Annotated in this window: 19 protein-coding genes and 1 tRNA gene; 9 read left to right on the plus strand and 11 right to left on the minus strand. The window is 70.5% G+C overall.

The window, feature by feature from the left end; translation table 11 throughout:
• The first annotated feature begins 50 nt into the window (after positions 1-50).
• On the plus strand, positions 51-719 hold the full coding sequence (locus FHX33_RS18090) for a hypothetical protein (RefSeq protein WP_183428819.1): 669 nt from the start codon (positions 51-53) through the stop codon (positions 717-719).
• 13 nt (positions 720-732) lie between these two features.
• Here FHX33_RS18090 and FHX33_RS18095 read toward each other — a convergent pair whose 3' ends face one another.
• On the minus strand, positions 733-1,431 hold the full coding sequence (locus FHX33_RS18095) for a MarR family winged helix-turn-helix transcriptional regulator (protein ID WP_246397485.1): 699 nt from the start codon (positions 1,429-1,431) through the stop codon (positions 733-735).
• Positions 1,432-1,486: 55 nt separating this feature from the next.
• On the opposite strand from FHX33_RS18095, the gene FHX33_RS18100 reads away from it, so the two are divergent.
• Entirely contained in the window at positions 1,487-2,551 is a 1,065-nt protein-coding gene (locus FHX33_RS18100; RefSeq protein ID WP_183428820.1) for a hypothetical protein, read from the plus strand.
• A gap of 98 nt (positions 2,552-2,649) precedes the next feature.
• On the opposite strand, the gene FHX33_RS18105 is transcribed toward FHX33_RS18100, so the two are convergent.
• On the minus strand, positions 2,650-4,521 hold the full coding sequence (locus FHX33_RS18105) for a glucoamylase family protein (RefSeq protein WP_221209684.1): 1,872 nt from the start codon (positions 4,519-4,521) through the stop codon (positions 2,650-2,652).
• A 163-nt stretch (positions 4,522-4,684) separates the two neighbouring features.
• Here FHX33_RS18105 and FHX33_RS18110 point away from each other — a divergent pair, with 163 nt between their 5' ends.
• From FHX33_RS18110 to FHX33_RS18120, 3 genes are all read left to right on the plus strand, one after another.
• A complete protein-coding gene (locus tag FHX33_RS18110; protein ID WP_021765617.1) occupies positions 4,685-5,116 on the plus strand; it encodes a hypothetical protein in 432 nt (143 codons plus the stop codon).
• Positions 5,117-5,197: 81 nt separating this feature from the next.
• Positions 5,198-5,749, plus strand: a complete 552-nt coding sequence (gene idi, locus FHX33_RS18115; protein WP_021765618.1) for an isopentenyl-diphosphate Delta-isomerase — start codon at positions 5,198-5,200, stop codon at positions 5,747-5,749.
• Positions 5,750-5,900: 151 nt separating this feature from the next.
• Positions 5,901-6,749 carry an SDR family oxidoreductase gene (locus FHX33_RS18120; RefSeq protein ID WP_183428821.1) on the plus strand — a complete coding sequence of 283 codons (849 nt, stop codon included), beginning with the start codon at positions 5,901-5,903 and terminating at the stop codon, positions 6,747-6,749.
• 186 nt (positions 6,750-6,935) lie between these two features.
• On the opposite strand, the gene FHX33_RS18125 is transcribed toward FHX33_RS18120, so the two are convergent.
• From FHX33_RS18125 to FHX33_RS18160, 8 genes are all read right to left on the minus strand, one after another.
• Entirely contained in the window at positions 6,936-7,460 is a 525-nt protein-coding gene (locus FHX33_RS18125) for a hypothetical protein (protein ID WP_021764115.1), read from the minus strand.
• Between the two features lie 22 nt (positions 7,461-7,482).
• Positions 7,483-8,088, minus strand: coding sequence for a dCTP deaminase (gene dcd / locus FHX33_RS18130; protein WP_021764114.1), 606 nt, complete (start codon positions 8,086-8,088; stop codon positions 7,483-7,485).
• A gap of 24 nt (positions 8,089-8,112) precedes the next feature.
• A complete protein-coding gene (locus FHX33_RS18135; protein ID WP_183428822.1) occupies positions 8,113-10,389 on the minus strand; it encodes an exo-beta-d-1,3/1,6-glucosidase in 2,277 nt (758 codons plus the stop codon).
• The gene (locus FHX33_RS18140; protein WP_021763501.1) at positions 10,386-11,528 is read right to left on the minus strand and encodes an ABC transporter permease; all 1,143 of its coding nucleotides are present in this window, start codon (positions 11,526-11,528) and stop codon (positions 10,386-10,388) included. The genes FHX33_RS18135 and FHX33_RS18140 overlap by 4 nt, the downstream gene beginning before the upstream one ends.
• Positions 11,529-11,530: 2 nt before the next feature.
• A complete protein-coding gene (locus FHX33_RS18145; RefSeq protein WP_021763500.1) occupies positions 11,531-12,601 on the minus strand; it encodes an ABC transporter permease in 1,071 nt (356 codons plus the stop codon).
• Entirely contained in the window at positions 12,598-13,410 is an 813-nt protein-coding gene (locus FHX33_RS18150) for an ABC transporter ATP-binding protein (protein ID WP_021763499.1), read from the minus strand. The genes FHX33_RS18145 and FHX33_RS18150 overlap by 4 nt, the downstream gene beginning before the upstream one ends.
• A complete protein-coding gene (locus tag FHX33_RS18155; RefSeq protein ID WP_021763498.1) occupies positions 13,407-14,231 on the minus strand; it encodes an ABC transporter ATP-binding protein in 825 nt (274 codons plus the stop codon). The genes FHX33_RS18150 and FHX33_RS18155 overlap by 4 nt, the downstream gene beginning before the upstream one ends.
• A gap of 85 nt (positions 14,232-14,316) precedes the next feature.
• Positions 14,317-15,993, minus strand: a complete 1,677-nt coding sequence (locus tag FHX33_RS18160) for an ABC transporter substrate-binding protein (protein ID WP_021763497.1) — start codon at positions 15,991-15,993, stop codon at positions 14,317-14,319.
• 147 nt (positions 15,994-16,140) lie between these two features.
• Here FHX33_RS18160 and FHX33_RS18165 point away from each other — a divergent pair, with 147 nt between their 5' ends.
• From FHX33_RS18165 to FHX33_RS18180, 4 genes are all read left to right on the plus strand, one after another.
• Positions 16,141-16,788 (plus strand): TetR/AcrR family transcriptional regulator, encoded by a 648-nt coding sequence (locus FHX33_RS18165; protein ID WP_021763496.1) that lies wholly within the window; start codon positions 16,141-16,143, stop codon positions 16,786-16,788.
• Between the two features lie 13 nt (positions 16,789-16,801).
• Complete coding sequence (locus FHX33_RS18170; RefSeq protein WP_021763495.1) at positions 16,802-17,860, plus strand: DUF4037 domain-containing protein; 1,059 nt, start codon at positions 16,802-16,804, stop codon at positions 17,858-17,860.
• A gap of 200 nt (positions 17,861-18,060) precedes the next feature.
• The gene (locus tag FHX33_RS18175; protein ID WP_051336995.1) at positions 18,061-21,816 is read left to right on the plus strand and encodes a LamG-like jellyroll fold domain-containing protein; all 3,756 of its coding nucleotides are present in this window, start codon (positions 18,061-18,063) and stop codon (positions 21,814-21,816) included.
• Between the two features lie 88 nt (positions 21,817-21,904).
• A tRNA-Gly gene (locus FHX33_RS18180) sits at positions 21,905-21,978 on the plus strand.
• Between the two features lie 56 nt (positions 21,979-22,034).
• On the opposite strand, the gene FHX33_RS18185 is transcribed toward FHX33_RS18180, so the two are convergent.
• Positions 22,035-22,997: a GlxA family transcriptional regulator gene (locus tag FHX33_RS18185; protein ID WP_021763493.1), complete on the minus strand. Its 963-nt coding sequence runs from the start codon at positions 22,995-22,997 to the stop codon at positions 22,035-22,037.
• Positions 22,998-23,047 lie beyond the last annotated feature (50 nt).

Genomic DNA, 23,047 nt, shown 5'->3' on the forward strand with positions numbered 1-23,047 from the left:
CGGCGAAATCGACCATTCGGCCCGGAGGCGCGAGCGCATAGCCTGAGCCCATGGCGGAGGTCGCAACATACCCGCTCGGAGTGGTGGTGCTCGTCGGCGTGATCGCGCTGGCGGTCGGGATCCTGATCGGCACGCTCGTGCGCGGCTCGGCGCGCACGGAGACCGTGCTCGCCGCGCGGCGCGCGTGGGCGGCGGCCAATCTGCGGACGATCTTCGGGATCGGGCGCGACGCCGCCGACGCCGGCCGGCCCTTCGACGGGATCGTCCCTCCCGACGGCGCGACACCGCGCGGCTACGGCGTGCGCGCGGTCGACGGCACGGCGGACGGGTCGGCCGAGCTGATGCTGCTGCAGCCGCTCCGGACCGGCTGGGCGCGCAACTGGCTGTTCAACTCGCAGGTGTTCCTGCAGGCGCAGGCCGACATCCTCCACGGCTGGCTGCACACGCTCGGCAGGGAGGCCGCGCTCGTCGACCCGGCCTGGGTGGAGGCCGACCAGGAGTACGTCCGGCGCGTGCACCGCGTCGAGAACACGCTGACCCACTGGGCGGCCGGACGCTGGCTCACGCACTCGAGCCTCCGCCTGCGCATCACGAGCCGGAAGCCGTTCTGGAACCGCCGACTGCAACGCTCGCTGCTGATCCCGTCGGCTCCGGAGGCCGTGCTGCGCGGCGAGTACCCGCCGTGCGATTGCGAGACGGGTCAGGCGCCGGCCGGGTGATCGCCTTCCCGACTCAGGGGCGGGGCCACGCGCGGACGAAGCGGTCGAACAGCTCGGCGAAGGTGCGCGCCTCCTCCGGCGTGAACTCCGCGAGCGCCGACTCGACGGCGCTGCGCCGATGCGTGCGCACCTCGTCGAGCTGGGCGCGTCCGGCCGCGGTGAGCTGGATGAGCGCCCGGCGCGCGTCCGACGGGTCGGGCACCCGGCGCACATGCCCGCGCTCGACGCCCTCCTGGACCAGCCGGCTCGCGCGCGGCTGATCGACGCCGATCGCCTGCGCGAGCGAGCTGATCGACAACGGGCTGCCCGCGGCCTCCGCCGTCTCGAGCGCCTCCAGCATCCGGATGCGCGCGATGCGGCCGAGGCTGCCGTCGCGGCCGCGACGACCGGGGCCGGGGCGGGCGGAGTCGCCGAACGGCGGGTGGTCGTGGTCGTGCGCGAGGTGCTCGTGGGCGCCATGTTCGTGGGACCCATGATCGTGCTCGGCGTGACCGTGGCCGGCCTGCCCGTGCCCGCCGTCGCCTCCCCCCGCACCCCAGGGGCCGCGGGGACCCCACGCGTGTGGACCGCCGCGGCCGAAGGGAGCGTCACCCCACGGCCCGGGAGGCCGGCGGCGCGACTGATCGCGACGTACCGCCACCAGCGCGCTCTCGATCAGCGCCACCACGTCCGCTGACGGCGAACCCTGCTCAGCTTGACTCTCGTCATCCATGTATGTAACTATACATTTACTTGTCAAGATACATGCAAATAGGAAGGGGTCCCCGATGACGAACATCGACGACTCGAACAACACCCCTGCCTCGACCCCGCCCGGATACTGGTTCGGCGAGATCGAGAGCCGGCTGCGCGATCGCATGCGCGACGCGCTGGCCGAGCAGGGCCTCCGCCGCGGCGGCTGGCGCCTGCTCCACTCCCTGTCCGAGGGCCCGGCGACCGCCGCCGAGCTCGCGGACCGCCTCCCCCGCGGCCGTCGTGGCCACGGGCACGGACGCGGCCACGGACATGGACGCGGCGCCTTCGGCCGCGACCACGACCACACCGGCGGCCCCGAGCGCGGTGGGAACGGTGAGCGCCCCGAGCGCGGCGAGCGCGGTCATGACCGCGCGGGCTTCGGTCGCGGCGGCTTCGACCCGCGTGAGCGCGGCGGTCGCCACCCGTACCCGTCCCCGCGCTCGCAGGGCGCCTGGACCTACAGCCGTGAGACCTGGCACGCCGAGCGGCCGTTCGGCCCGGGAGGCGGTCATCCCGACCGCCACCACGCCGACGCTCACGTGGAGGCCCAGGGGCACCACGGTCACGACGGCGACGCCGGCCACCACGGGCACGACCACCACGACCACCACGACCGTGAGGCCGCCTTCGAGCGCGGCTTCGAGCGTGGTTTCCAGCGCGGAGCCGCGGCGGCACCCGCGTTCGGCGGCCCGTTCGCCGGACCCTTCGGCGGTCACGCCGGCTTCCGCGGCGGGCGCGGCTTCGGTCCGCACCACGGACACCACGGCCACGGCGGCCCTCACGGCCGCTGCGACGGCGACCGCCGCACGGGGCGCATCGAGCGCATCCTCGCCGACTTCACCGAGCGCGGCTGGGTCTGGTTCGACGGCGACCGCGCCACACTGACCGACGAAGGCCGCGCCGCCCACGACGCCGCGTTCGCGCGGGTCCAGGAGGTGCGCGGCGCTCTGGCCGACGGCATCTCGCCCGAGGACTACGCCACCACCCTGGCCACCCTCGAGACGATGGCCCGCAACCTGGGCTGGGAGCCGCGGGAGCAGGGCCAGGAGGGCGAGCCGGCTGAGTCCGGGGAGCCGGGTCAGGCCGAGCAGGGCTGACCAGCACCCGTTCCACCGATCATCTTCGGTGGAACGACGAGAGGCCGGGGCGCACGAGCGCTCCGGCCTCCGTCATGTGCGGCACCGGGCCGCGATCGTCATGCCGCGCGACGTCGCCTCCGCACCATCGCGAGCGCGGTGATCCCGGCGCCGGCGAGCAGCACGGCGAACGCGGATGCGATCGCGGCGCCGCCTCCCGCGTCCGAGCCGGTCGCGGCGAGTTCGCCGGTCGCGATGCCCGCAACCGCGGTGCCGCCGCCTCCGGCGCCTCCCGCAGCTCCGCCGTCCTCCGCGCGCGGAGCCCACGACGCGGAGAACGTCTGCGCCGCCATGAGCGGCTGGAGCGCATCCCGCACCGCGTCGTCGGCGAAGAGAGTGCGCATCGCGCCGTCGTCCAGGCCGTTCGCGACCGCGGCCATGATCATCGACTGGTCGAGCGAGAGGTAGCGCTCGGCGATGCGTCCGCTGTGCACGGCCACCGCGTCGTAGAACCCGCCGGGGCCGTAGGCGCCGAGGTTCTGCTCGATGCCGCGCAAGTTCTCGACGGCACCGCGGGCGTCGTAACCCAGCGCGAGGAACGACGCGTGCGGCGTCACCACTCCGTCGCCAAAGGTGGGCGCCGGGTTGGTGCCGCGCTCCGCGGTCGGGCAGCCGGCGAAGGGGAGGTCGACGTCGGTGTTCTCCTGGTCGGAGAAGTAGCCGTCGGCGCGCATCCCCGCCGCGTCCACCCCGTACTCGCGGTAGCCGCCGTCGGGGTTGCTCGCGGGCGAGAAGCCCCAGTATCCGTAGCCGGCATCCTGACCGTGCTTCTCCTGCACGGCGACGGTCACGGGATGGTTGAGGCCCCACGAGGTCGGACCCCACGTCTCCTCCGGCACCAGGAGGTCGGGCATCAGCGCCTCGAACATGCTGCCGCCCCAGCTCGGCACGAACTGCATGCCGTCAGAGCTGTAGGCGCCCTCGAAGACGGTGAGACCGTCGTACACCCGGTTCTCGCCGACGGGGCTCTGCTCCTGCCAGGAGTAGTCGCAGCCGGCGGGCATCGTGCGGAAGGTGCCGTACAGCCCGGACGGCGGGATCTGCCCGTTGACGATGCCGAGGTAGGTCGCGATGCGGCTCTCGCTCACCGTGGTGTCGTACCAGTGGCACGTGTAGAAGACGTTCGGCCCAGATCCCGAGAACGGCGCCTGCTCGCTCGCGCAGGTGTCGCCCGGCTGCGCCTCCCAGAAGCCGCCCTTGTTCGTGCCGGCCGGGAGCGCCGGATTGTACGGGGTCGGATCGAAGAAGACGCCGAAGTCCATCGAGTCGTAGAGCGCGCGGGCGCGGTCGGTCAGCGTCGGCTCGCCGTTCGCCACCATGCGCAGCGCGGCGGCGAGCCAGCCGTTGTCGACCGTGCTGAGGAAGGGATGGACGACCGAGCCGTCCTCCGGCCACGTGGTGAGCTTCTGACCGTCGGCGGGCGAGTACCAGTTGTAGAACATCCCGCTCGCGGCGTTCCGCTCGAGGTGCTCGAGCGTGCCGACAGTGGTGGTGAGCCGGTCACGGGCCTCGTCCGCCGAGATGATCCCGAGCCCGCGCGCGGCGAGCGTCGACCAGAGATAGCCGCCGATGTTCGTCGGGGAGGTGTGGCCGCTGGCGGAGGCGGGATCGAGGCTGTCGTCGATGTTGTCGGCGGGGAGGCCGACGGCAGGGTCGGTCATCGCGTCGAGGGAGTGCCAGGTGTCGGCCGCCCAGCGGTGCAGCTCGGCCGAGTAGGGGGTGGCGTCGCCGGAGGCGGGGCCGTGGGTGTCCACGGAGATCGCGGCGGGAGCGGCGGGAGCGGCGGCGGGAGCGGCGGCGGGAGCAGCGGCGCGCGACTGGCCCGGAGGCGCGGCGGCCGCAGGAACCGCCAGAGCGACAGCGCCGGCGAGCGCGGCGGCGAGAGCTGTTCCGCCGGCACGCAGGGCGCGGCGGGAGAGGTGAAGGGGCATCATCGTCCTTTCGCCGCCATCCTGACGCCAGGGTGCGAGGTGGCGGGCGGTCGCGGTTTCGAGCGAGTGTATGCGCATACATGGCGAGACGCAAGCTCCCCGCCCCGGTCGCATCCCGCGCTGCGCGGTTAGGGTGGACGCACCGGACCAAGGGGGAGGACCGATGCAACCGACCGACGATCAGGTCGCCGCGATCGACGCCGCAGCCGAGGCGCTGCGGAACGCACCGGACAGCTTCGAGGCAATGGACGGCCTCTGGCGCGCGGTCTACGCGCTGCCGAGCTGGGCGTTCATCGCGCGCGGGACGGACGACGCCCCGACCCCGTTCGTGGGCGAGCTGGACGCGGGGCCGATGGTCTTCGCCTTCACGACCCTCGGGCGCGCGCGGGAGGGTGCATTGAGCGCGGGGCTGGACGAGGACGCCGCCTCGAAGGTGCTCTCGGTCCCGCTTCCCGGCGCGATCGAGTGGCTCGCCTCCCTCGCCCAATCAGGCGTGCGGGGAGTGGTGTTCGACCTGCCGCGGTTCGGGTACTTCGCGCCGCTGCAGAACCTCGTGCCGATGCGCGACCACCTGGCGGCCACCCCGCCGGCGTGAGGCGGGCCTCCGCCCGGTTCACCGGTTCGCTCGCGGCTCCCTCCCGGTTCCCCTCGCCGCACCCGCGCCTAGGATGGACGCATGACGCCACCCCGTGAAGAGGTCGTACTGCTGGCCGAGGACGGGACGCCGATCGGGACGGCCGACAAGGCCACCGTGCACACCACCGAGACGCCGCTGCACCTGGCGTTCTCCTGCCACCTCTTCGACGGCGAGGGCCGCATACTCGTCACCCGTCGCGCACTCGGCAAGGCCACCTGGCCCGGCGTCTGGACCAACTCATTCTGCGGGCATCCCGGCCCCGGCGAGACGATGGAGGATGCCGTCGCCCGCCGCGCCGCCGACGAGCTCGGCACGACGATCGAGAACGTGATCGTCGCGCTCCCCGACTTCCGCTACCGAGCGGTCGACGCCTCCGGCATCGTCGAGTACGAGATCTGCCCCGTCTACACCGCCACCGTGGCCTCGCCGCTCTCCCCGGCGGCCGACGAAGTCGCCGAGTGGGAATGGGTCGACCCGCGCACGCTGCTCTCGGCCGTGGAGGCGACGCCGTGGGCGTTCAGCCCCTGGCTCACCCTCCAGTTGCCGGCCCTGTACGCCGATCCGGATGGCGAACCTTCGGGTCAGCTGTGAGAACGGCTCATATTTTCCACTTGTGAAATTCCCTGTGGATAACTCACGTCTGGGGTATGCCCGCGACCGAATACCTTCGTGCGCACAGCGTCCAGGCGGGAGACCGCCCACGGTTTGACTTCGAGCGCACTTCAAGGAGCATGCTGAGACCATGAACTCCTCCTCCAGCACTCGCGTCGCCCTCGTCACCGGCACCTCCACCGGCATCGGACTCGAGACGGCGGTCGCCCTCGCCCGCGGCGGCTGGGATGTCGTCGCCACCGTCCGCGACGTCTCCCGGGCGGACCGGCTCCGCGACGCCTCGACCGCCGCCGGGGTGTCCCTGGACATCCGGGCGCTGGATGTGACCGACGGGGCGGCGTCGACGGCACTCGTCGAGCAGGTGGTGGCGGAGCGCGGTCGCCTCGACGCCCTGGTCAACAACGCCGGCGCCGCCGCTCTCGGCACCGCCGAGACGATGGGCATCGACCGCGTCCGCGCCGCGATGGAGGTCAACTTCTTCGGAGTCGTGCAGCTCACGCAGGCGGCGCTGCCCGCGCTGCGGGCCTCCGGCGGGCGCGTGGTGACGGTGTCGAGCGTCGGCGGCATCATCGGACAGCCGTTCAACGACGCGTACTGTGCGGCCAAGTTCGCCGTCGAAGGCTTCTTGGAGAGCCTCCACCCGGTCGCCGCCGCCCAGGGCGTCGCGGTGATCGTCGTCGAGCCGGGCGCCGTCGCGAGCGAGTTCGTCGCCAACGCGACCGAGGGCCGGGATGCCGCCCTCGCGGACGCCGGACCCTACGCCCCGCAGCTCGCCGCCTACCTGGAGCGCACCGCCGGCGCCTTCGCCGCGGCGCAGCAGCCCGCCGAGGTCGCCGCCGTCATCGAGCGGGTGCTGACGGAGGCGGAGCCGCCGTTCCGTGTGCAGACCTCCGACGCCGCGCGTGCCTTCGTCGGCATCAAGCTGGCCGACCTCGACGGCTCGGCCGTCACCGGGGCGACCGCGGGGTGGGTGGCGTAGGGAGCAGCCGCTGCATCTAGTGGTCGCAACACGCCGTGCGGACGCCTGCGCGGCGGCGTGTTGTGACAGGTGGATGGGAGGGGCGATCCAGTGGTCGCGACATGCCGCGAGCGCGCCTGCGCCGGCGGCGTGTTGTGACAAGTGGATGAGATGATTCGCGGGCGCGGCAGCACCCGCACGCCGCTCCTACCCGGTGCGCGTGGCGGTGATGTGCTGCTCCAGCCACCAGGTGCGGCCCTCGTCGTCGGAGACCCAACCGTCCCACTCGAACGAGTCGGCGGTGATGGCGGAGAAGTTCCAGCGGATCGGGCGGCCGTCGGTCTGCGTGCCGTCCTGGCGGATCCCGTCGCGGTGGCCGGAGGCGACGAGGGTGCAGAAGTCACCGGCGACGGCGCCGAACCAGCTCACCCGCCACGCGCCCAGCACCGGGTCGTATACGCGGATGGTGGTGCCCTTGGACTCCATGCGGGAGGGGTCGGCAGCCGTCGGCGCGACCAGCACATCCTGAACGGCGCGGCCGCCCAGCGTGTAGGCGAACAGCCAGTCGGTGGTGAACTCGCTCCAGGCTCCGGACTCCTCGTCGAGGAACCGGCACTCGGCGCGCCAGCTGCCGACCAGTTGCCCGAAGAGGTGCATCCGCTGCGGCCGCACGGGAGTCGGCCCCGTCGCGATCAGCGCGCTCGCGAACTCGGCGTCGGTCGTCTCGCTCATGGGGCGCCTCTCGGGTCGTGGGTCAGCTGGACGGACGCCCGGCCTCGGTGGCGGACACGTCGGTCCGGTGGAAGTTGAGGAACGAGCGCGAGGCCGTCGGCCCGCGCTGGCCCTGGTAGCGGGAGCTGTACTCACTCGATCCGTACGGCTTCTCGGCCGGCGAGGTGAGCCGGAAGAAGCACATCTGGCCGATCTTCATGCCCGGCCAGAGCTTGATCGGGAGGGTGGCGACGTTGCTGAGCTCGAGCGTCACGTGACCGGAGAACCCGGGATCGATGAACCCCGCGGTCGAGTGCGTCAGCAGGCCGAGGCGACCGAGCGAGCTCTTGCCCTCCAGCCGCGCGGCGACGTCGTCGGGCAGGGACACCAGCTCGTACGTCGACCCGAGCACGAACTCGCCGGGGTGCAGGATGAACGGCTGGTCCGCCTCCACCTCGACGAAGCGCGTCAGCTCGGGCTGATCTTCCGACGGGTCGATGAACGGGTACTTGTGGTTGTCGAACAACCGGAAGAACCGGTCCAGCCGCACGTCGATGCTCGACGGCTGCACCATCGAGGCGTCGAACGGCTCCAGGCCGATCCGTCCGGCGCCGAGCTCGGCCTTGATGTCGCGATCGGAGAGAAGCACGAGGTCAGCTTATCGGGATGCCGCTCACCGCACCTCGAATCCTGCAGCCAGCAGATCCTCGGCGCGCGACGACGAGCCGACGAGCAGCTCGAATGCACCGGGCTCCACGCGGCGGATGGCAGCCGCATCCACGATCGTGCAGTCGGCGACGGGAAGCGTCAGCACCACACGCGCGGACTCCCCCGGCGCGAGGTCGACCTGACGGTACACCTTCAGTTCCCGGTCGGCCCAGCTCACGCTGGTGACCGCGTCGCGCACGTAGACCTGCACGGTCTCGCGCACCGGACGATCACCGGTGTTGCTCACCGTGACCTCGGCGACGATGTCGTCTCCGGCGCCGAGCTCGGTGCGCGCGAGCGCGAGATCGGCGTACTCGACGGTCGTGTACGAGAGCCCCTGGCCGAACGCCCAGGCGGGCGCCTGGGTGAGGTCGGCGTAGCGGTCGCCGTGCTGGCCGCGGATCTGGTTGTAGTACGTCGGCTGCTGGCCGACGTGGCGGGCGAAGGAGATCGGCAGGCGCCCCGACGGCTCGATGCGGCCGGTGAGGAGCTCGGCCAGCGCCTGGCCGCCGAGCATGCCCGGGTTCGCGGCCCAGATCACGGCCGCCGCCTGCGCGGTCGAGGGAGGCAGGACGAGCGGCTTCGACGCGAGCAGGATCACGACGACGGGCTTCCCGGTCGCGATCAGGGCGTCGAGCAGCGCGTTCTGGCCGCCGATCAGTTCGAGCGTCGCCGTGGAGCGGCCCTCGCCGACGAGCTCGATCCGGTCGCCGACCACGGCGACGACGACATCCGACTGCTCGGCCGCAGCCACGGCCTCCGCGATCAACTGCTGATCGGGCGCACAGGGCACCACGACCGGCGGTCGCGGCTGGCCGTCCGGGAACGTGCGGCCGTTGGGGTCGTCCTCGAGGGTCAGGATGTCGGCGCCGCGGGCGTACTGCACGCTGACGCCCTCCGTCGCGCGGAGCCCGTCGAGCACCGTCGTGATCATCTCGCGCGGCTGGCCGTCCAGCCAGCCGGCCTGGCCGGATCCGCCGGCCCAGTCGCCGAGCTGCGTCTGCGCGTCGTCGGCGAGCGGGCCGACCAGCGCGACGCGCACGGGAGCGGGCGCCGACGCGGATGCCGCCAGCGGCAGCGTCCCGTCGTTCTCGAGCAGCACGAGCGAGCGCCGCGCGACCTCGAGGTTGAGGGCGGCGTGCTCCGCGCTGCCGACCACGGTGTCGAGGTCGTCGGCCGGGAGGCGCGGGTCCTCGAAGAGGCCGAGGTCGAACTTGAGCGTCAGGATGCGCCCGACCGCGGCGTCGAAATCGTCGTCGGCGAGCAGCCCCTGGGCGACGGCCTCCAGCGCTCCCTCATAGAAGAGAGGAGTGGTCATCACCATGTCGTTGCCGGCCTTCACGGCCGCGGCGGCCGCGTGCGCGTAGTCGGGCTGGACCTTCTGCTCCCACACCATGCGGCCCACGTTGTCCCAGTCGGTGATGAGGGTGCCGGTGTACCCCCACTCGCCGCGCAGCACCTCGCTGAGCAGCCAGTCGTTGACCGTGATCGGCACGCCGTCGGTGCTCTGGTAGCCGAGCATGAAGGTGCGGCAGCCCTCGCGGGCCACGCGCTCGAACGGCGGCAGGAACCAGCTGCGGAGCTTGCGCCGGGAGATGTCGGCCTCGCTCGCATCGCGGCCACCCTGCGTCTCGGAGTACCCGGCGAAGTGCTTCGCGGTCGCGAGGATCGCGGTCGGGTCGTCGAGGCCGTCGCCCTGGTAGCCGCGGACCATGCCGCTCGCGAGCTCGCCGATGAGGAACGGGTCTTCGCCGAACGTCTCGCTGACCCGGCCCCAGCGCAGGTCGCGGGCGATGCACAGCACGGGCGAGAACGTCCAGTGCACACCGGTCACGGCGACCTCTTCGGCCGTGGCGCGGGCGACGCGCTCGATCAGTTCCGCATCCCACGACGCGGCGAGGCCGAGCTGGGTCGGGTAGATCGTGGCGCCGGGCCAGAAGGAGTGCCCGTGGATGCAGTCCTCGCCGACGAGCAGCGGGATCCGCAGGCGCGTCTCGGCCGTGAGCCGGTTCGCCTCCAGGATGCGCTCGGGCGACGTGTGCAGGATCGACCCGACGTGACGACGCAGGATGTGGTCCTGCAGGTCGTCCCGCGCGTCGAGCTGGAGCATCTGCCCCACCTTCTCCTCCACGGTCATGCGGCCGAGCAGGTCCCGGACGCGCTCAGCCGTCGTGAGCGACGGGTCCTGGTAGGGGAGGGTGCCGGTCCGCGTGGCGTCCGTGATGGGCAGTGTGGATGTCATTCAGTGGCGCCTTCCGCCGCGGGCCCGTTCGACGGGGAGGTGGTGGAGGTGGAGCCGGAGGACGACGGAGCCGACGACCCCGTGCGCACCTGCGTGACGGTCGCGTTGATGTTGAGACCCTTCTTCTTCATCGCGCGGGCGCGCTCGCCGGCGGAGCGCAGGCGCGGGTTGACGTACTCGTCGATGCCGAAGTTGACGAGCGAGAGCGCCACGCCCAGGATCGCGATGCAGAGACCGGCGGGGACGTACCACCACCAGTAGTCCGGGAACGCGTTGTTCTGCTGCGCCCAGAACAGGACCGTGCCCCAGTTGAGGTTCGACACCGGGATGACGCCGATGAACGCCAGGGTCGTCAGACCCAGGACCGCGGCCGTCATCGTGCCGACGAAGCTGGAGGCGATGAGCGCCATGAGGTTCGGCAGCATCTCCACCAGGATGATGCGGTAGAGCGGCTCGCCGTTGGCGCGGGCGGCCTGGATGAAGTCCCGGTTGCGCAACGACATGGTCTGCGCACGCAGGACGCGCGCTCCCCACGCCCAGCCGGTGAGACCGAGCACGGCGGCGATGACGACCAGCGGCGGGTCCTCGAACTGCGACGCGATGATGATCATCAGCGGGAGGCCGGGGATGACGAGGAACACGTTGGACAGGGCCGACAGCGCCTCGCTCTTCCAGCCGCGCAGGTAGCCGGCGGTCACACCGACGGCGATCGCGACGATGGTCGCCATGATCGTCGCCAGGAAGCCGACGACGAGCACGCCGCGGGTGCCGTAGACGAGCTGGCTGAAGACGTCCTGGCCGATGTGGGTCGTGCCCAGGAGGTGCTGGAACGACGGCGGCTGCAGGGTCTCGTCGAGGTTCTGCGCCTGGGGGTCGTACGGGGCGATCAGCGGCGCGAAGATCGCGACGAGGATGAACACCCCGAGGATGATGAGGCCCGTGGCGGACTTCGGGTTGCTGAACATCGCGAGCGAGACCTTCAGCTGCGACCAGAAGGTCTTCCGCTCCGGAGCGTGCTCGGGAGTGTTCTGCGGCCGACCGGCCAGCACTGCTGCGGTCTCGGGGGCGCCGACGCCCACGTGGTGCGCGAGCGCCGGTGCGCTCTCGGCGGGGACGGTCTTCTCGGCGGGGGTAGTCATGATCAGGCCTCCGTCTGACGGGTGCGCGGGTCGAGGATGGCGTAGGCGATGTCGGCGATGATGTTCGCGACCAGCACGGCCAGGACGAGGACGAGGAAGATGCCCTGCATCAGCGCGTAGTCCTTCGCGTTGGTCGCGTTGAGCAGCAACAGGCCGATGCCGGGGTAGGAGAAGACCATCTCCATCACGAGCGTGCCGCCGACGATGAAGCCGAGGGCGAGCGCGAAGCTCTGGATCTGCGGGAGCACCGCGTTGCGGGCGGCGTAGCGCCACAGCACGCGGCGGTTCGGCATGCCCTTGGCCTGCGCAACCGTGATGTAGTCCTCGTCGAGCACGGTCAGCATCATGTTGCGCATGCCGAGCACCCACCCGCCGAGCGAGACGACCACGATGGTCAGCACCGGGAGGACGGCGTGCGAGACGACCTCGGAGATGAACTCTGCGTTCCAGCCCGGGTCGACGCCGACCTCGTAGGCGTGGCCGGCGGGGAACCAGCCGAGCGTCGTCGAGAAGATCGCGATGAAGATCAGGCCGAGCCAGAAGTACGGGATGGTGCCGAGGAAGGTTGTGACCGGCACGAACAGGTCGAGGCGGCTCCCGCGCTTCCAGCCGATGATGGCGCCGAGGCCGGTGCCGATGACGAACGAGATGATGGTGGCGACGCCGACGAGCCCGAGGGTCCAGGGCAGCGCCGAGGCGATCGCGTCGCCCACCGGCGCCATGCCGGTGGAGATCGAGATGCCCAGGTTGCCGTGCAGGAGCATGTTCCAGTAGTTGATGTACTGATCCCAGAGCGGCACCGACTTGTCCAGGCCGAAGAGCGCGCGCAGCGCCTTCTCGGCGTCCGGCGTCAGCTGACCCTGGCTCCGCGCCATGAACGAGTCGACCGCGTCGCCCTTCATCAGGCGGGGCAGGAAGAAGTTCACGGTGATGGCGGCCCACAGGGTGAACAGGTAGAAGGCCACCCGACCGCCGATGAAGCGCCACGGGACGCGCGTGCGGCGACGCTCCGTGCCGGTGGCGGTCGTGCCGACGAGGGTCGGATCGACGGGGGCCTGCGATTCGGCGCTCACAGCGCACCTCCCGAGGTCTGTGCCGACAGTTCCCGGAAGTGCTTCTCGGGGTCGGGCGAAGCGGCGCGCAGCTCGCGCGTGTATGGATCCTGCGGGCGCAGGATGACGTCGTCGGCCGTGCCGCGCTCGACGACCTTGCCCTGGTTGAGCACCATGATCTCGTCGCTGAAGTGCCGGGCCGTGGCCAGGTCGTGGGTGATGTAGAGCACGCCGAGTCCTTCCTCCCGCTGGAGGTCGGCGAGCAGGTTGAGCACGCCGAGGCGGATCGACACGTCGAGCATCGAGACGGGCTCGTCGGCGACCAGCAGCGCCGGACGCGAGGCGAGCGCGCGGGCGATGGCCACGCGCTGGCGCTGGCCTCCCGAGAGCTCGTGCGGGCGGCGGTCGATGACGGCGTCGGCGTCGAGGCGCACGCGGAGCAGCAGGCGCCGCACCTCGTCGTCGACCTCGCGCTTGGGGACGACGTTGTCCAGCCGCAGCGGGCGCTCGATGTGGTGGCGGATCGAGTGGGACGGGTTCAGCGACGCGAACGGGTCCTGGAACACCATCCGCAGCTGCTGGCGGTACCGCCGCAGGCCTCGTCCGCCGCGCGGGATGGGGGCGCCGTCGAGCAGGATCTCGCCGCGCGTCGGCGTCTCCAGCTGGGTCAGGATCTTCGCGATCGTCGACTTGCCGCTGCCCGACTGCCCGACGAGGCCGAGCGTCTGGTGCGAGCCGAGGGTGAAGCTCACGTCGTCGAGGGCCTTGAGCTGCCCGGAACCGCGGACGTTGTAGATCTTGGTGACGTTCTTGAATTCGAGGGTCGTCATCGCGCGACCACTCCTCTCTCTCCGGTCAGGCGCGGGAAGGAGGCGAGCAGCTTGCGCGTGTACTCGTGCTGCGGGTCGTTCCAGATCCGCTCGGCCGTGGCCAGCTCGATGATCTCGCCCTCGCGCATGATCGCGATGCGGTCGCTGATCTCCAGCAGCAGCGGGAGGTCGTGGGTGATGAAGACGACGGAGAAGCCGAACTCGTGGCGGAGCTGCGAGATCTGGCGCAGGATCTCGCGCTGCACGAGCACGTCGAGCGCGGTCGTGGGCTCGTCCATCACCATCAGCTGCGGGCGGAGCGCGAGCGCCATGGCGATCATGACGCGCTGGCGCATGCCGCCGGACAGCTCGTGGGGATAGGAGCGGAGGCGCTGGCCGCCGACCTTCACGATCTCCAGGAGCTCGACGACCGCCTTGCGGCGTTCGGTGCGGTTCATGTCGGGCCGGTGCACTTCGAAGACATCCTCGAGCTGCGAGCCGATGGTCGCCACCGGGTTGAGAGCGTTCATCGCGCCCTGGAAGACCATGGAGATCTTGTCCCAGCGGAACCGGCGCATCTGCTCGACGCCGAGGGCGTTGATGTCGACGTCGTCGCCGCTCTTGTCGTGGAAGACGACGCTGCCGTCGGTGATGACCGCCGGGGGACGGAGGAGGCGCTGCACCCCGTAGGCGAGGGTGGTCTTGCCGCATCCGCTCTCGCCGGCGAGACCGACGATCTCGCCGCGCTTGATGTCGAGGGTGACGTTCTTGACCGCCCGGACCGGGGGATCCACGTCGTACACGACCGAGAAGTCGCGCACCGAGAGAAGGGTGTCTGTCATGAGTTCGTCGCTTTCCTGCTGACCGCGAAACGTCCGGGGCGGAAGGGGGTCGAAACCGTCTTCCGCCCCGGACGCTGGTGGGGGGTTACTTGCTCGCGGGCTTCAGGTTCATGATCACCTGCACGGCAGAGGGCTGGGTCGGGTCGGCGGTCGCGTACTGGTCGCTCTCGCTCGGCCACCCGGTGAACTTGCGCGTGTTGTACTCGGCGAGCTGCGGGTGGGTGCCGATCGCGATGGCCGGGACGTCCTCGACGAAGATCTTCTGGATCTTGTCGAGAGCGGCCTTGCGGGACGCGTCGTCGGACGCCTGCGCGTACTCCTTGAGGAGGGCGGTCGCCTCCGGGTTGTTGTAGCGCCCGAAGTTGTCGGCGACCTTGCCGTCGGCGGCCTGGTCGAGGTAGGCGCCGTTCATGACGTCGTCGTAGATGTGCCACGGGTTCGAGCCGGAGCCGGTCCAGTGCAGCACGGCGTCGAAGTTGCCCGTCGCCACGTTGGTGGTCCAGGTGTCGGCGTCGGGGGTGGCGACCTTCGCGTCGGCGCCGAGCGTGTTCTTCACCTGCGTGGCGACCAGCTGGATGCCGGTGACGTAGTCGTTCCAGCCCTGCGGGTCCTGGAGGGTGAAGGAGACCGGGTTGCCGGACGGGTCGATCAGGGCGCCGTCCTTCCAGGTGTAGCCGGCGTCGGTGAGGACCTTCTTGGCGCCGTCGACGTCGATCTTGAAGTTCTGGTCCTTGTACTCCGAAGCGATGTACTGGTCACCGGTCGGCTGCGGGATGCCCGTCACGTTCTTGAGCTCGGGACCGGCATTGCTGCGCGCCTTCTCGGCGTGCGCCTTGCGGTCGACGACCATGTTGACGGCCTTGCGGAACGCCACGTTGTCGAACGGGGCCTTGGTCGTGTTGACCAGGATCATGTCCGGGCTCAGCACGTTGGCGCCCCAGAAGACGTTGTGCTTCGGGTCCTTGTCGACGTAGTTCTTCTGGTAGTCCGTGATGAAGATCTGCGCCCAGTCGGTCTCGCCGTTCTGCAGACCGCGGAGGAGGCCGGTGTTGTCGTTGTACTCGAGGTACTTGAGCTCGCCCACCGGGACCTTGCCGCCCCAGTAGTCGGTGCGGGCCTTCAGCACGACGCCCTGCGAGGAGAAGGTCTTGATCGTGTACGGGCCGGTGCCGACCGCGTCCTTGACCGCGTCCTTCGTCGGGTCGGAGATGTTCTTCCACTGGTGCTCGGGCACGATGGCGGTCTGCAGCACGTCGCCCTGCTTGACGAACTTCGACTCCGTGAAGCTGAGGACCACGTTGCCGCCGTCCTTCTTGACGTCGGCGAGCTTCAGCCCGGCCAGGTCGAGGGCGGGGGTGCTCTTGATGAGGTTGAAGGTGAAGACGATGTCGTCGGCCGTGAACGGCTTGCCGTCGCTCCACTTGACGCCCTCGCGGGGCGTGACCGTGAGCTGCGTGTAGTCGGAGTTCCACTCGACCTTCGACGCGAGCCACGGGGTGGTCTCGTTCTTGCCGACCGGGTTGACCATGGCCAGCGGCTCGAAGATCATCCGGTTGTAGCCGAGCGACTGGCCGGAGCCGGTCGCGATGAACGGGTTGTTGATCTGCGTCGCCAGCACGGCCGCGCCGTCCGGCTTCGCGACGGTGATCGATCCGCCCGATCCGCTCGATGCGGTCGATCCGCTGCTCGAGCATCCCGTGAGGGCCATCGCACTGATGGCGACGACCGCGGAGCCCGCGATCAAGAACTTCCTAAGCCTCATTGCTTCTCCTTCGTGACGGCACAGTCCTTGTGCCAGGTGGTGCAGGGTGTGTGGTGAACATAACTTGCTTACTGGTCAGAAAGCAAGTTAGCGTGAGGTTACTGGGTGGTAAGCTGCCACGCAACAACGAGCGAAAGAAGATGCGGGATGGCCACCACCGCCGGCACGGCCAATCCGCGCCCTGAGACCGAGCGCAAGCGCAAGGAGATCCTGCGAGCCGCGGTCGAGGTCTTCGGCACCAAGGGCTCCACGAACGGCACCCTCGCCGACATCGCCGAGCAGGTCGGGATGACCCACGCCGGCGTGTTGCACCACTTCGGCTCCAAGCAGAACCTGCTCCTCGAGGTCATCGAGTTCCGCGATCAGGACGACGTCGCCCACCTGGCCGACCGCCACATCCCGGGCGGCCCGGACCTCTTCATGCACCTGGTCGGCACGGCCCTCCGCAATGCGCAGCGCCCCGGCATCGTGCAGGTCTACACCGTGCTCTCCGCCGAGTCGGTCACCGACGAGCACCCCGCCCGGAGCTACTTCGAGGACCGCTACCGGACGCTCCGGCGCGAGATCGACGACGCCTTCCGGGAGCTGTGCGTGCAGGAGGGTGTCGTCGACCCCCAGTCGGTCGACAAGGCCGCGGCCTCCATCCTCGCCGTCATGGACGGACTCCAGCTCCAGTGGCTCCTCGAGCCCTCCGATGTCGACCTCGCCGGCGCCAGCGAGTTCGCCATCCGGGCGATCGTGAACGGCGTCCTCTACCCGGGCCCCGAGCTGACGTCGTACGTGCGCGAGGCCTGAGACCCGCTGGCCCATGGACCGCGGAACCGACGTGCCGGATGACGCAGCGACGGGGATCCCGTTGTCGCGCGCGTTCTTCGACGACGTGGTCGCACCCCTCCTCTCGGCGTCGCTCCCCCGTCTCCGCTTCGGCGCCGGGCGGCTCGGGACCGGCTCGGACGTCCTCGGCTTCGACGACGACGTCTCCCGCGACCACGACTGGGGCCTCCGGCTGAGCCTCTTCGTGCCCGCCGATGCGGTCGGTGACGTCTCTGCGCTGCTCGACGACGACCTCCCGGACACCTTCCGCGGGCTCCCCACCCGGTTCGCCTTCACCGGCGAGAGTCTCGTGCGCCATCACGTCGAGGTGACATCGGTGAGGGAGTTCGCCGTCGCCCGGCTGGGATTCGACCCGCGCGACGGCATCGACGTGCACGACTGGCTGTCGGTGTCCGGCCAGGCCGCGCTCGAGGTGACGGCCGGCGCGGTCTTCGCGGACCCGACCGGCGAGCTCGGAGCCGTTCGCCGAGCGCTGGCCTGGTACCCGGACGACCTGTGGCGGTATGTCCTGGCCAGCGACTGGGAGCGGATCGCGCAGGAACTGCCGCTGATGGCCCGGGCGGCAGAGGTCGGCGACGACATCGGCGCACGCATCATCGCGGCCCGGCTGTCCCAGATCGCGATGCACCTGGCGTTCCTGCTCGAGCGCACCTGGCCGCCGTACGCGAAGTGGTTCGGCTCGGCATTCGCGTGCCTGCCGAACGCGGGCCCCGTCGGCGGATCGATCGCCGCGGTGCTGGACGCGCGCAATCTCGCGACGAGACATCGCGGACTCGACGACGCCCTCCAGTTCCTCCTCGACCGACAGAACGCGCTCGGCCTGACCTCCGTGGAGACCGCGCTCGTCCCGTTCTGGGATCGCCCGCACCTGCACCCGGATCCGGCGATCGCGACCCGGCTCCTCGAGGGCATCGCCGACCCGGAGGTGCGACGCCTTCCCCGTGGGCGCGGCTCGATCGAGCAGCGCACCGACAACGTGGCCGTTCTCACGGACCCGGCGGCGCGGCGGGCCTCCGTCCGGGATCCGGATTGAACATGAGAATTTCTCAGAAACTCTTCCCCTGACCTCCTCCGCGCCGCTAAACTGCGGCCGCAAGCGTACTGGCATGTTGCACCCGACGATGTGGCCGAAGCGCAGCTGACAGCACGAGCGCCCGTGGGACATCCGCGTGCGCCCGGTGACCCACGAGGCAGTGCGGCCGCCGGTCGGAGATCTCGACGATCGGGGTTCACGTGCGTACTCGACTCATCGCCTGCCTCGCCGCCGTGGCGACGCTCGCGATCGGAAGCATCGCCCTCCAGGCACCGCAGAAGGCCGAGGCACTGTCGCCGGACCTGCCCTTCAGCGCCGACGCCCTGCCCACCTGGCAGACCAATGGAACCGTGTGGCAGGTGGCGATCTCCCACGGCAAGGCGGTCGTCGGCGGGACCTTCACCCAGATCCGCCCGGGCGCGGGCCAGTCGGGGTCCGCCCGGGATCTGCAGAGCCTCGCCATCCTGAACGCGGCGACGGGAGAACCCGACGGGTGCCAGCTGCCCGTCTCCTTCGGCAGCAGTGCCGCATCGGTGTACGCGGTCAAGGCCTCCCCCGACGGCGACACCGTCTTCATCGGCGGACAGTTCACCAGCGTCGGCGGTGTGTCCGTGAACCGTCTCGCGGAGATCAACGTCCAGACGTGCACCGTGCTGCCGTTCCGGGTGAGCGGCATCTCCAGCTACGTGCTCGAGATCGAGCCCTCCGCCACCGCCGTGTACTTCGGCGGCGTGTTCCAGACCGTCGCGGGTCAGACCCGGCGCAGCTTCGCGAAGGTCGACCGCGCCGGAGCGCTGCAGACCGCCTTCGTGGCCAACGCCTCCGGCGCGACACAGGATCTGTACAGCACCACCATCGTGCCCGGCAAGAACGCGCGCGGGGACGCGCTCCAGCTCTCGCCCGACGGCACCCGACTCGCCATCGGCGGCGACTGGTTCGACGTCAACGGCTCGGCGACCCACAGCTTCGCCGTCGTGGACTCCACGACCGGCGCTGTGCTGCGCACCTGGCCGGCGAGCACCGTCGGGCCCACCTCGCGGACCAAGACGATCAGCTCCGACGGCACGCGGTTCTACGTCGCCCAAGAAGGTTTCAACGGCTACGACGGCGCCCTCGCCTACAACTGGTCCGACTACAGCCAGGCATGGCGCGACAACTGCGCCGGCGCGACGCAGACGATCGTCCCCTATCAGGGCCTACTGATCGAGGCGCACCACCACCACGACTGCTCCGCGCAGGGGATGTATCCGGACGGCCGCCGCATCTACCTGACCATGACGCACGCGACCGATCCGCTGCAGACGCACATCGGCTGGGTGCCGGAGCTGAACGACGGCACCGGTGAAGGCATCGGCCCGCGCACCATCGCGGTCGGGACCGGGACGGATGCGACGCCGTACCTCTGGGTCGGCGGCGAGTTCACGCGGGTCAACGGCGCGAGCCAGCAGGGCCTGACCCGGTTCAACTCGACCGACACGGGTGCGCCGCCCGCACCCACCATCGCGGCGCGGGCGATCACGCCCGGCGCCGTGCAGGTGAACATCCGCGGCGTCTACGATCCGGACGACTCCGACCTCACGTACGCCGTCTACCGCGGGACCGACACGACCACCCCCGTCTGGACGGGTGTCGCCGAGTCGAAGCACTGGTACCGCTACCAGGCGACCTTCGTCGACGCGAACGTGACGCCGGGGACGACCTACAGCTACCGCGTGCGGGCGATCGATCGCGCGAACAACCAGAGCGGACTCTCCGCCGCGGCGACGGCCACCGCCTCCTCGACGGGCTCTGCCTACGCATCGACCGTGATCGCCGACCAGCCGCGGCTGTTCTACCGCTACGACGACACGGCGAGCGCGCAGTGGGTCGTGGACAGTGCCGGCCAGACCGTCGTGGGCTTGAACGGCCTCGCCCAGAACGGCGTGACCAGGACGGCCACCGGCGCGATCTCCGGTGACCCAAGCGGGAGTGCGACCTTCAGCGACACCCAGGCGAGCGGGCTGCCGCAGTACATCTGGAACGACGTCATCGCGAACGGGCCGACCGTCTACTCCGTCGAGACCTGGTTCCGGACGACCTCCACGACGGGCGGCGCTCTCGTCAACTACGGCTCGTCGAACGGGCGGCCGCGCACGGACGACGGCACGGATCGCCTCAGCACGACGGTCGACCGCGTCGTCTACATGGAGAACGGGACGGGCTTCCTCCGCTTCGGCGTGAGGGCCGGCGCCGGCACGACCACGCTCCGCAGCACGGCCGCGCTGAACAACGGCCAGTGGCACCACGTCGTCGCCACCCAGGGACCAGGCGGCATGCGCCTGTACGTCGACGGCGCGCTCCAGTCGCAGAACTCCACGACGGGCAACGCCACCTATTACGGTACGTGGCACGTCGGCGGCGACAGCCTCAGCGGCTACCCGTCGACGGGCAACGCGCAGACGAACCGGTACTTCGACGGGCAGCTGGACGAGACGGCGGTCTACTACCGGGCCCTCTCGGCGCAGCAGGCCCTGAACCACTACCGCGTCGGGACGGGCTACGTCGACACCACGGCCCCGAGCGTGCCGCAGGGAGTCGCGGCCGCCTTCGACGGCGCCAACGTGGACGTCTCGTGGAGCGCCGCGTCGGACGACATCGGCGTCGCGGGCTATCGCGTCTATCGCGGCACGACGGCCGGGTTCACTCCGGCTGCCGACACGCTGCGCGCGACCGTCACCACGACGACGTTCGAGGACGTCGCGCCGGCACCGGGCACGTACTACTACAAGGTCATCGCGTTCGACGGGGCCGGCAACGCCAGTGCCGCCTCCGCGGCATCGGGCGCGGCCACGGTCGTCGACGTGGCGGCGCCGTCCGTTCCGGCGGGCGTCACCGCGACGGCGAACGGGCTCGCCGCGGACGTCTCCTGGACCGCCTCCACCGACAACGTCGGCGTCACCGGCTACGCGCTCTACCGCGGGCAGAACGCCGATTTCGCACCCAGCGCGGACACCCTCATCCAGCCGAGCATCGCCGGCACCGCGTACCACGACGCTCCCCTCTCCGAGGGCACCTGGTATTACAAGGTGACCGCACGGGATGCCGCCGGCAACGTCTCCGGCGCGTCGAGCGCGGCGTCGGTGACCACCGTGGCCCCGGACACGGCCGCGCCGAGCGTGCCGACCGGGCTGACCGCGACCGTCGATGCGGGGAACAACGTCGGGCTGAGCTGGAGCGCCTCCACCGACAACGTGGGCGTCACGGGCTATCTCGTCTACCGGGGCACGACCCCCGGCTTCACGGCGGACGACGCCTCCCGGATCGGCAACACAACGGGCACGACCTTCACCGACTCGGCCCGCCCCCAGGGCACCTGGTACTACGCGGTGGCCGCGACGGATGCCGCGTCGAATGTGAGTGGCGCCTCGGCCACCGCGGCCGCGACGGTCTCCGGCCCGGCCGCGCCTCCCACGACGCAGACCATCGTGACGAGCGCCGACACGATGGCGGCCGCCGTGAACCCGACCTTCGCCTACGGGACCACGAACCAGCTCTCGTCGCGCTTCAACACCGCGATCGAGTCCTTCCTGCGATTCGACCTCCCGGCGGCACCCCCCGGGCAGGTGCTCACCTCGGCGACCATCTCGCTCCGAACATCCACCGACCCCACGGCCGGATCGGCCGACACCCACGAGTTCCGTCTCGTCACCGGCGCCTGGGACGAGGCGACCCTCACCTGGAACAACCGGCCGACGGCCGCGGGACCGACCGTGCTCGGCCAGCTCGCCGGAGCCACCGCGGTGAACACGGCCTACACCGCCACCCTGTCCGCCGCCGACCTCGCCCCGCTCGCCGGCAGCTCCATCACCCTCCGACTCGCGAGCACCGCCGGTAGCGACAACGTGCGGCTGTGGTCGCGCGAGGCGACCGTGGCGGGCTTCCAGCCGACGCTGACACTCGTCTACACGACGCCGTGAGTGGATGACGGGTTTGGCCGACAACGCGGGACCGGGTAGTCTGGGCGGCAGTCCCGCACCCCAGTGGATCACTGGGATCGAGGGCCACGCGAGTGTAGTTCAATGGTAGAACTTCAGCTTCCCAAGCTGATAGCGCGGGTTCGATTCCCGTCACTCGCTCCAATTTTCCGCTCCGTCGATGAGTGTGTCAGGCGTCGGCTGGCGGCCTTCTCACAGCTCTAGTCCTCGAGTGGAGCGAATGCCCGCCGGTACTGCTGCGGGCTGATCCCCAGGGCGTTGCGGAAGGCCGGGCGTAGCGCGGTCGCGCTGCTGAACCCGGTCCGGTGGGCGACTTGCTCGACGGTCAGGGTCGTCGTCTCCAGCAGCTCCTGGGCTGTCAGGACGCGTTGGCGGAGTATCCACTGCATGGCGGACTGGCCCACGGTCGCAGTGAAGTCCCGGTCGAGGGTGCGCCGGCTGGTGCCGTACCACCGCGCGAGGTCGTCCACTGTGAGCGCCCGCGGGAGGTTGGCGATGACTCGCTCCTGGATGGCCGCGATCGTGGGTGAAGCCGACCGGAGCGGTTCGGGTTGCGCGAACTGATTCTGGCTTCCGTGACGGTGTGGTGCGGTGACCATCCGGCGCGCGATCGCGTTCGCCGCGGCCGAGCCCCATTCGCGTCGGACGTAATGCAGGCACGCGTCCAGGCCGGCAGCTGTGCCTGCGGAGGTGATGACGTTGCCCTCATCGACGTACAGCCCGCTGTCATCGACGACCGTGTTCGGGAAGCGGTTCGCGAAGTCGTGCACCCATCGCCAGTGAGTGATCGCCCGGTGCCCGTCGAGGAGGCCGGCGTACGCCAGAGCGTAAGCGCCGGAGCAGAGGCCCATGACGGTGGCCCCGTCATCCACCGCTCGCTTCAAGACGCCCACCAGCGCGTCGGACGGTCGACTCTCCGGGTCCGGCCAGTTCGGGACGATCACGACACCGGCGTCATCGGCTGCACCCAGCCCGCTCAATCCCGTCAGCGAGAGGCCACCGGTGGTCGCAGACGTGTCGGCCTCTGAGACCGCTACGACACGCAGCGGCGGAGCGCCCGTCACCGTCCGGTCGACGCCGAACACGCTGATCGGGACGGCCGTCTCGAACAGCAGCGCCGTGTCCGGCACGATGACGGCGGCGAGATGACGATCACGGTCCATGACCGGATCTTATCGACAACGTGCTGATCGGCCACTGGTGGTGGCTCTGC

The organism is Leifsonia aquatica (genome assembly GCF_014190775.1).
Lineage (GTDB): Bacteria > Actinomycetota > Actinomycetes > Actinomycetales > Microbacteriaceae > Leifsonia > Leifsonia aquatica.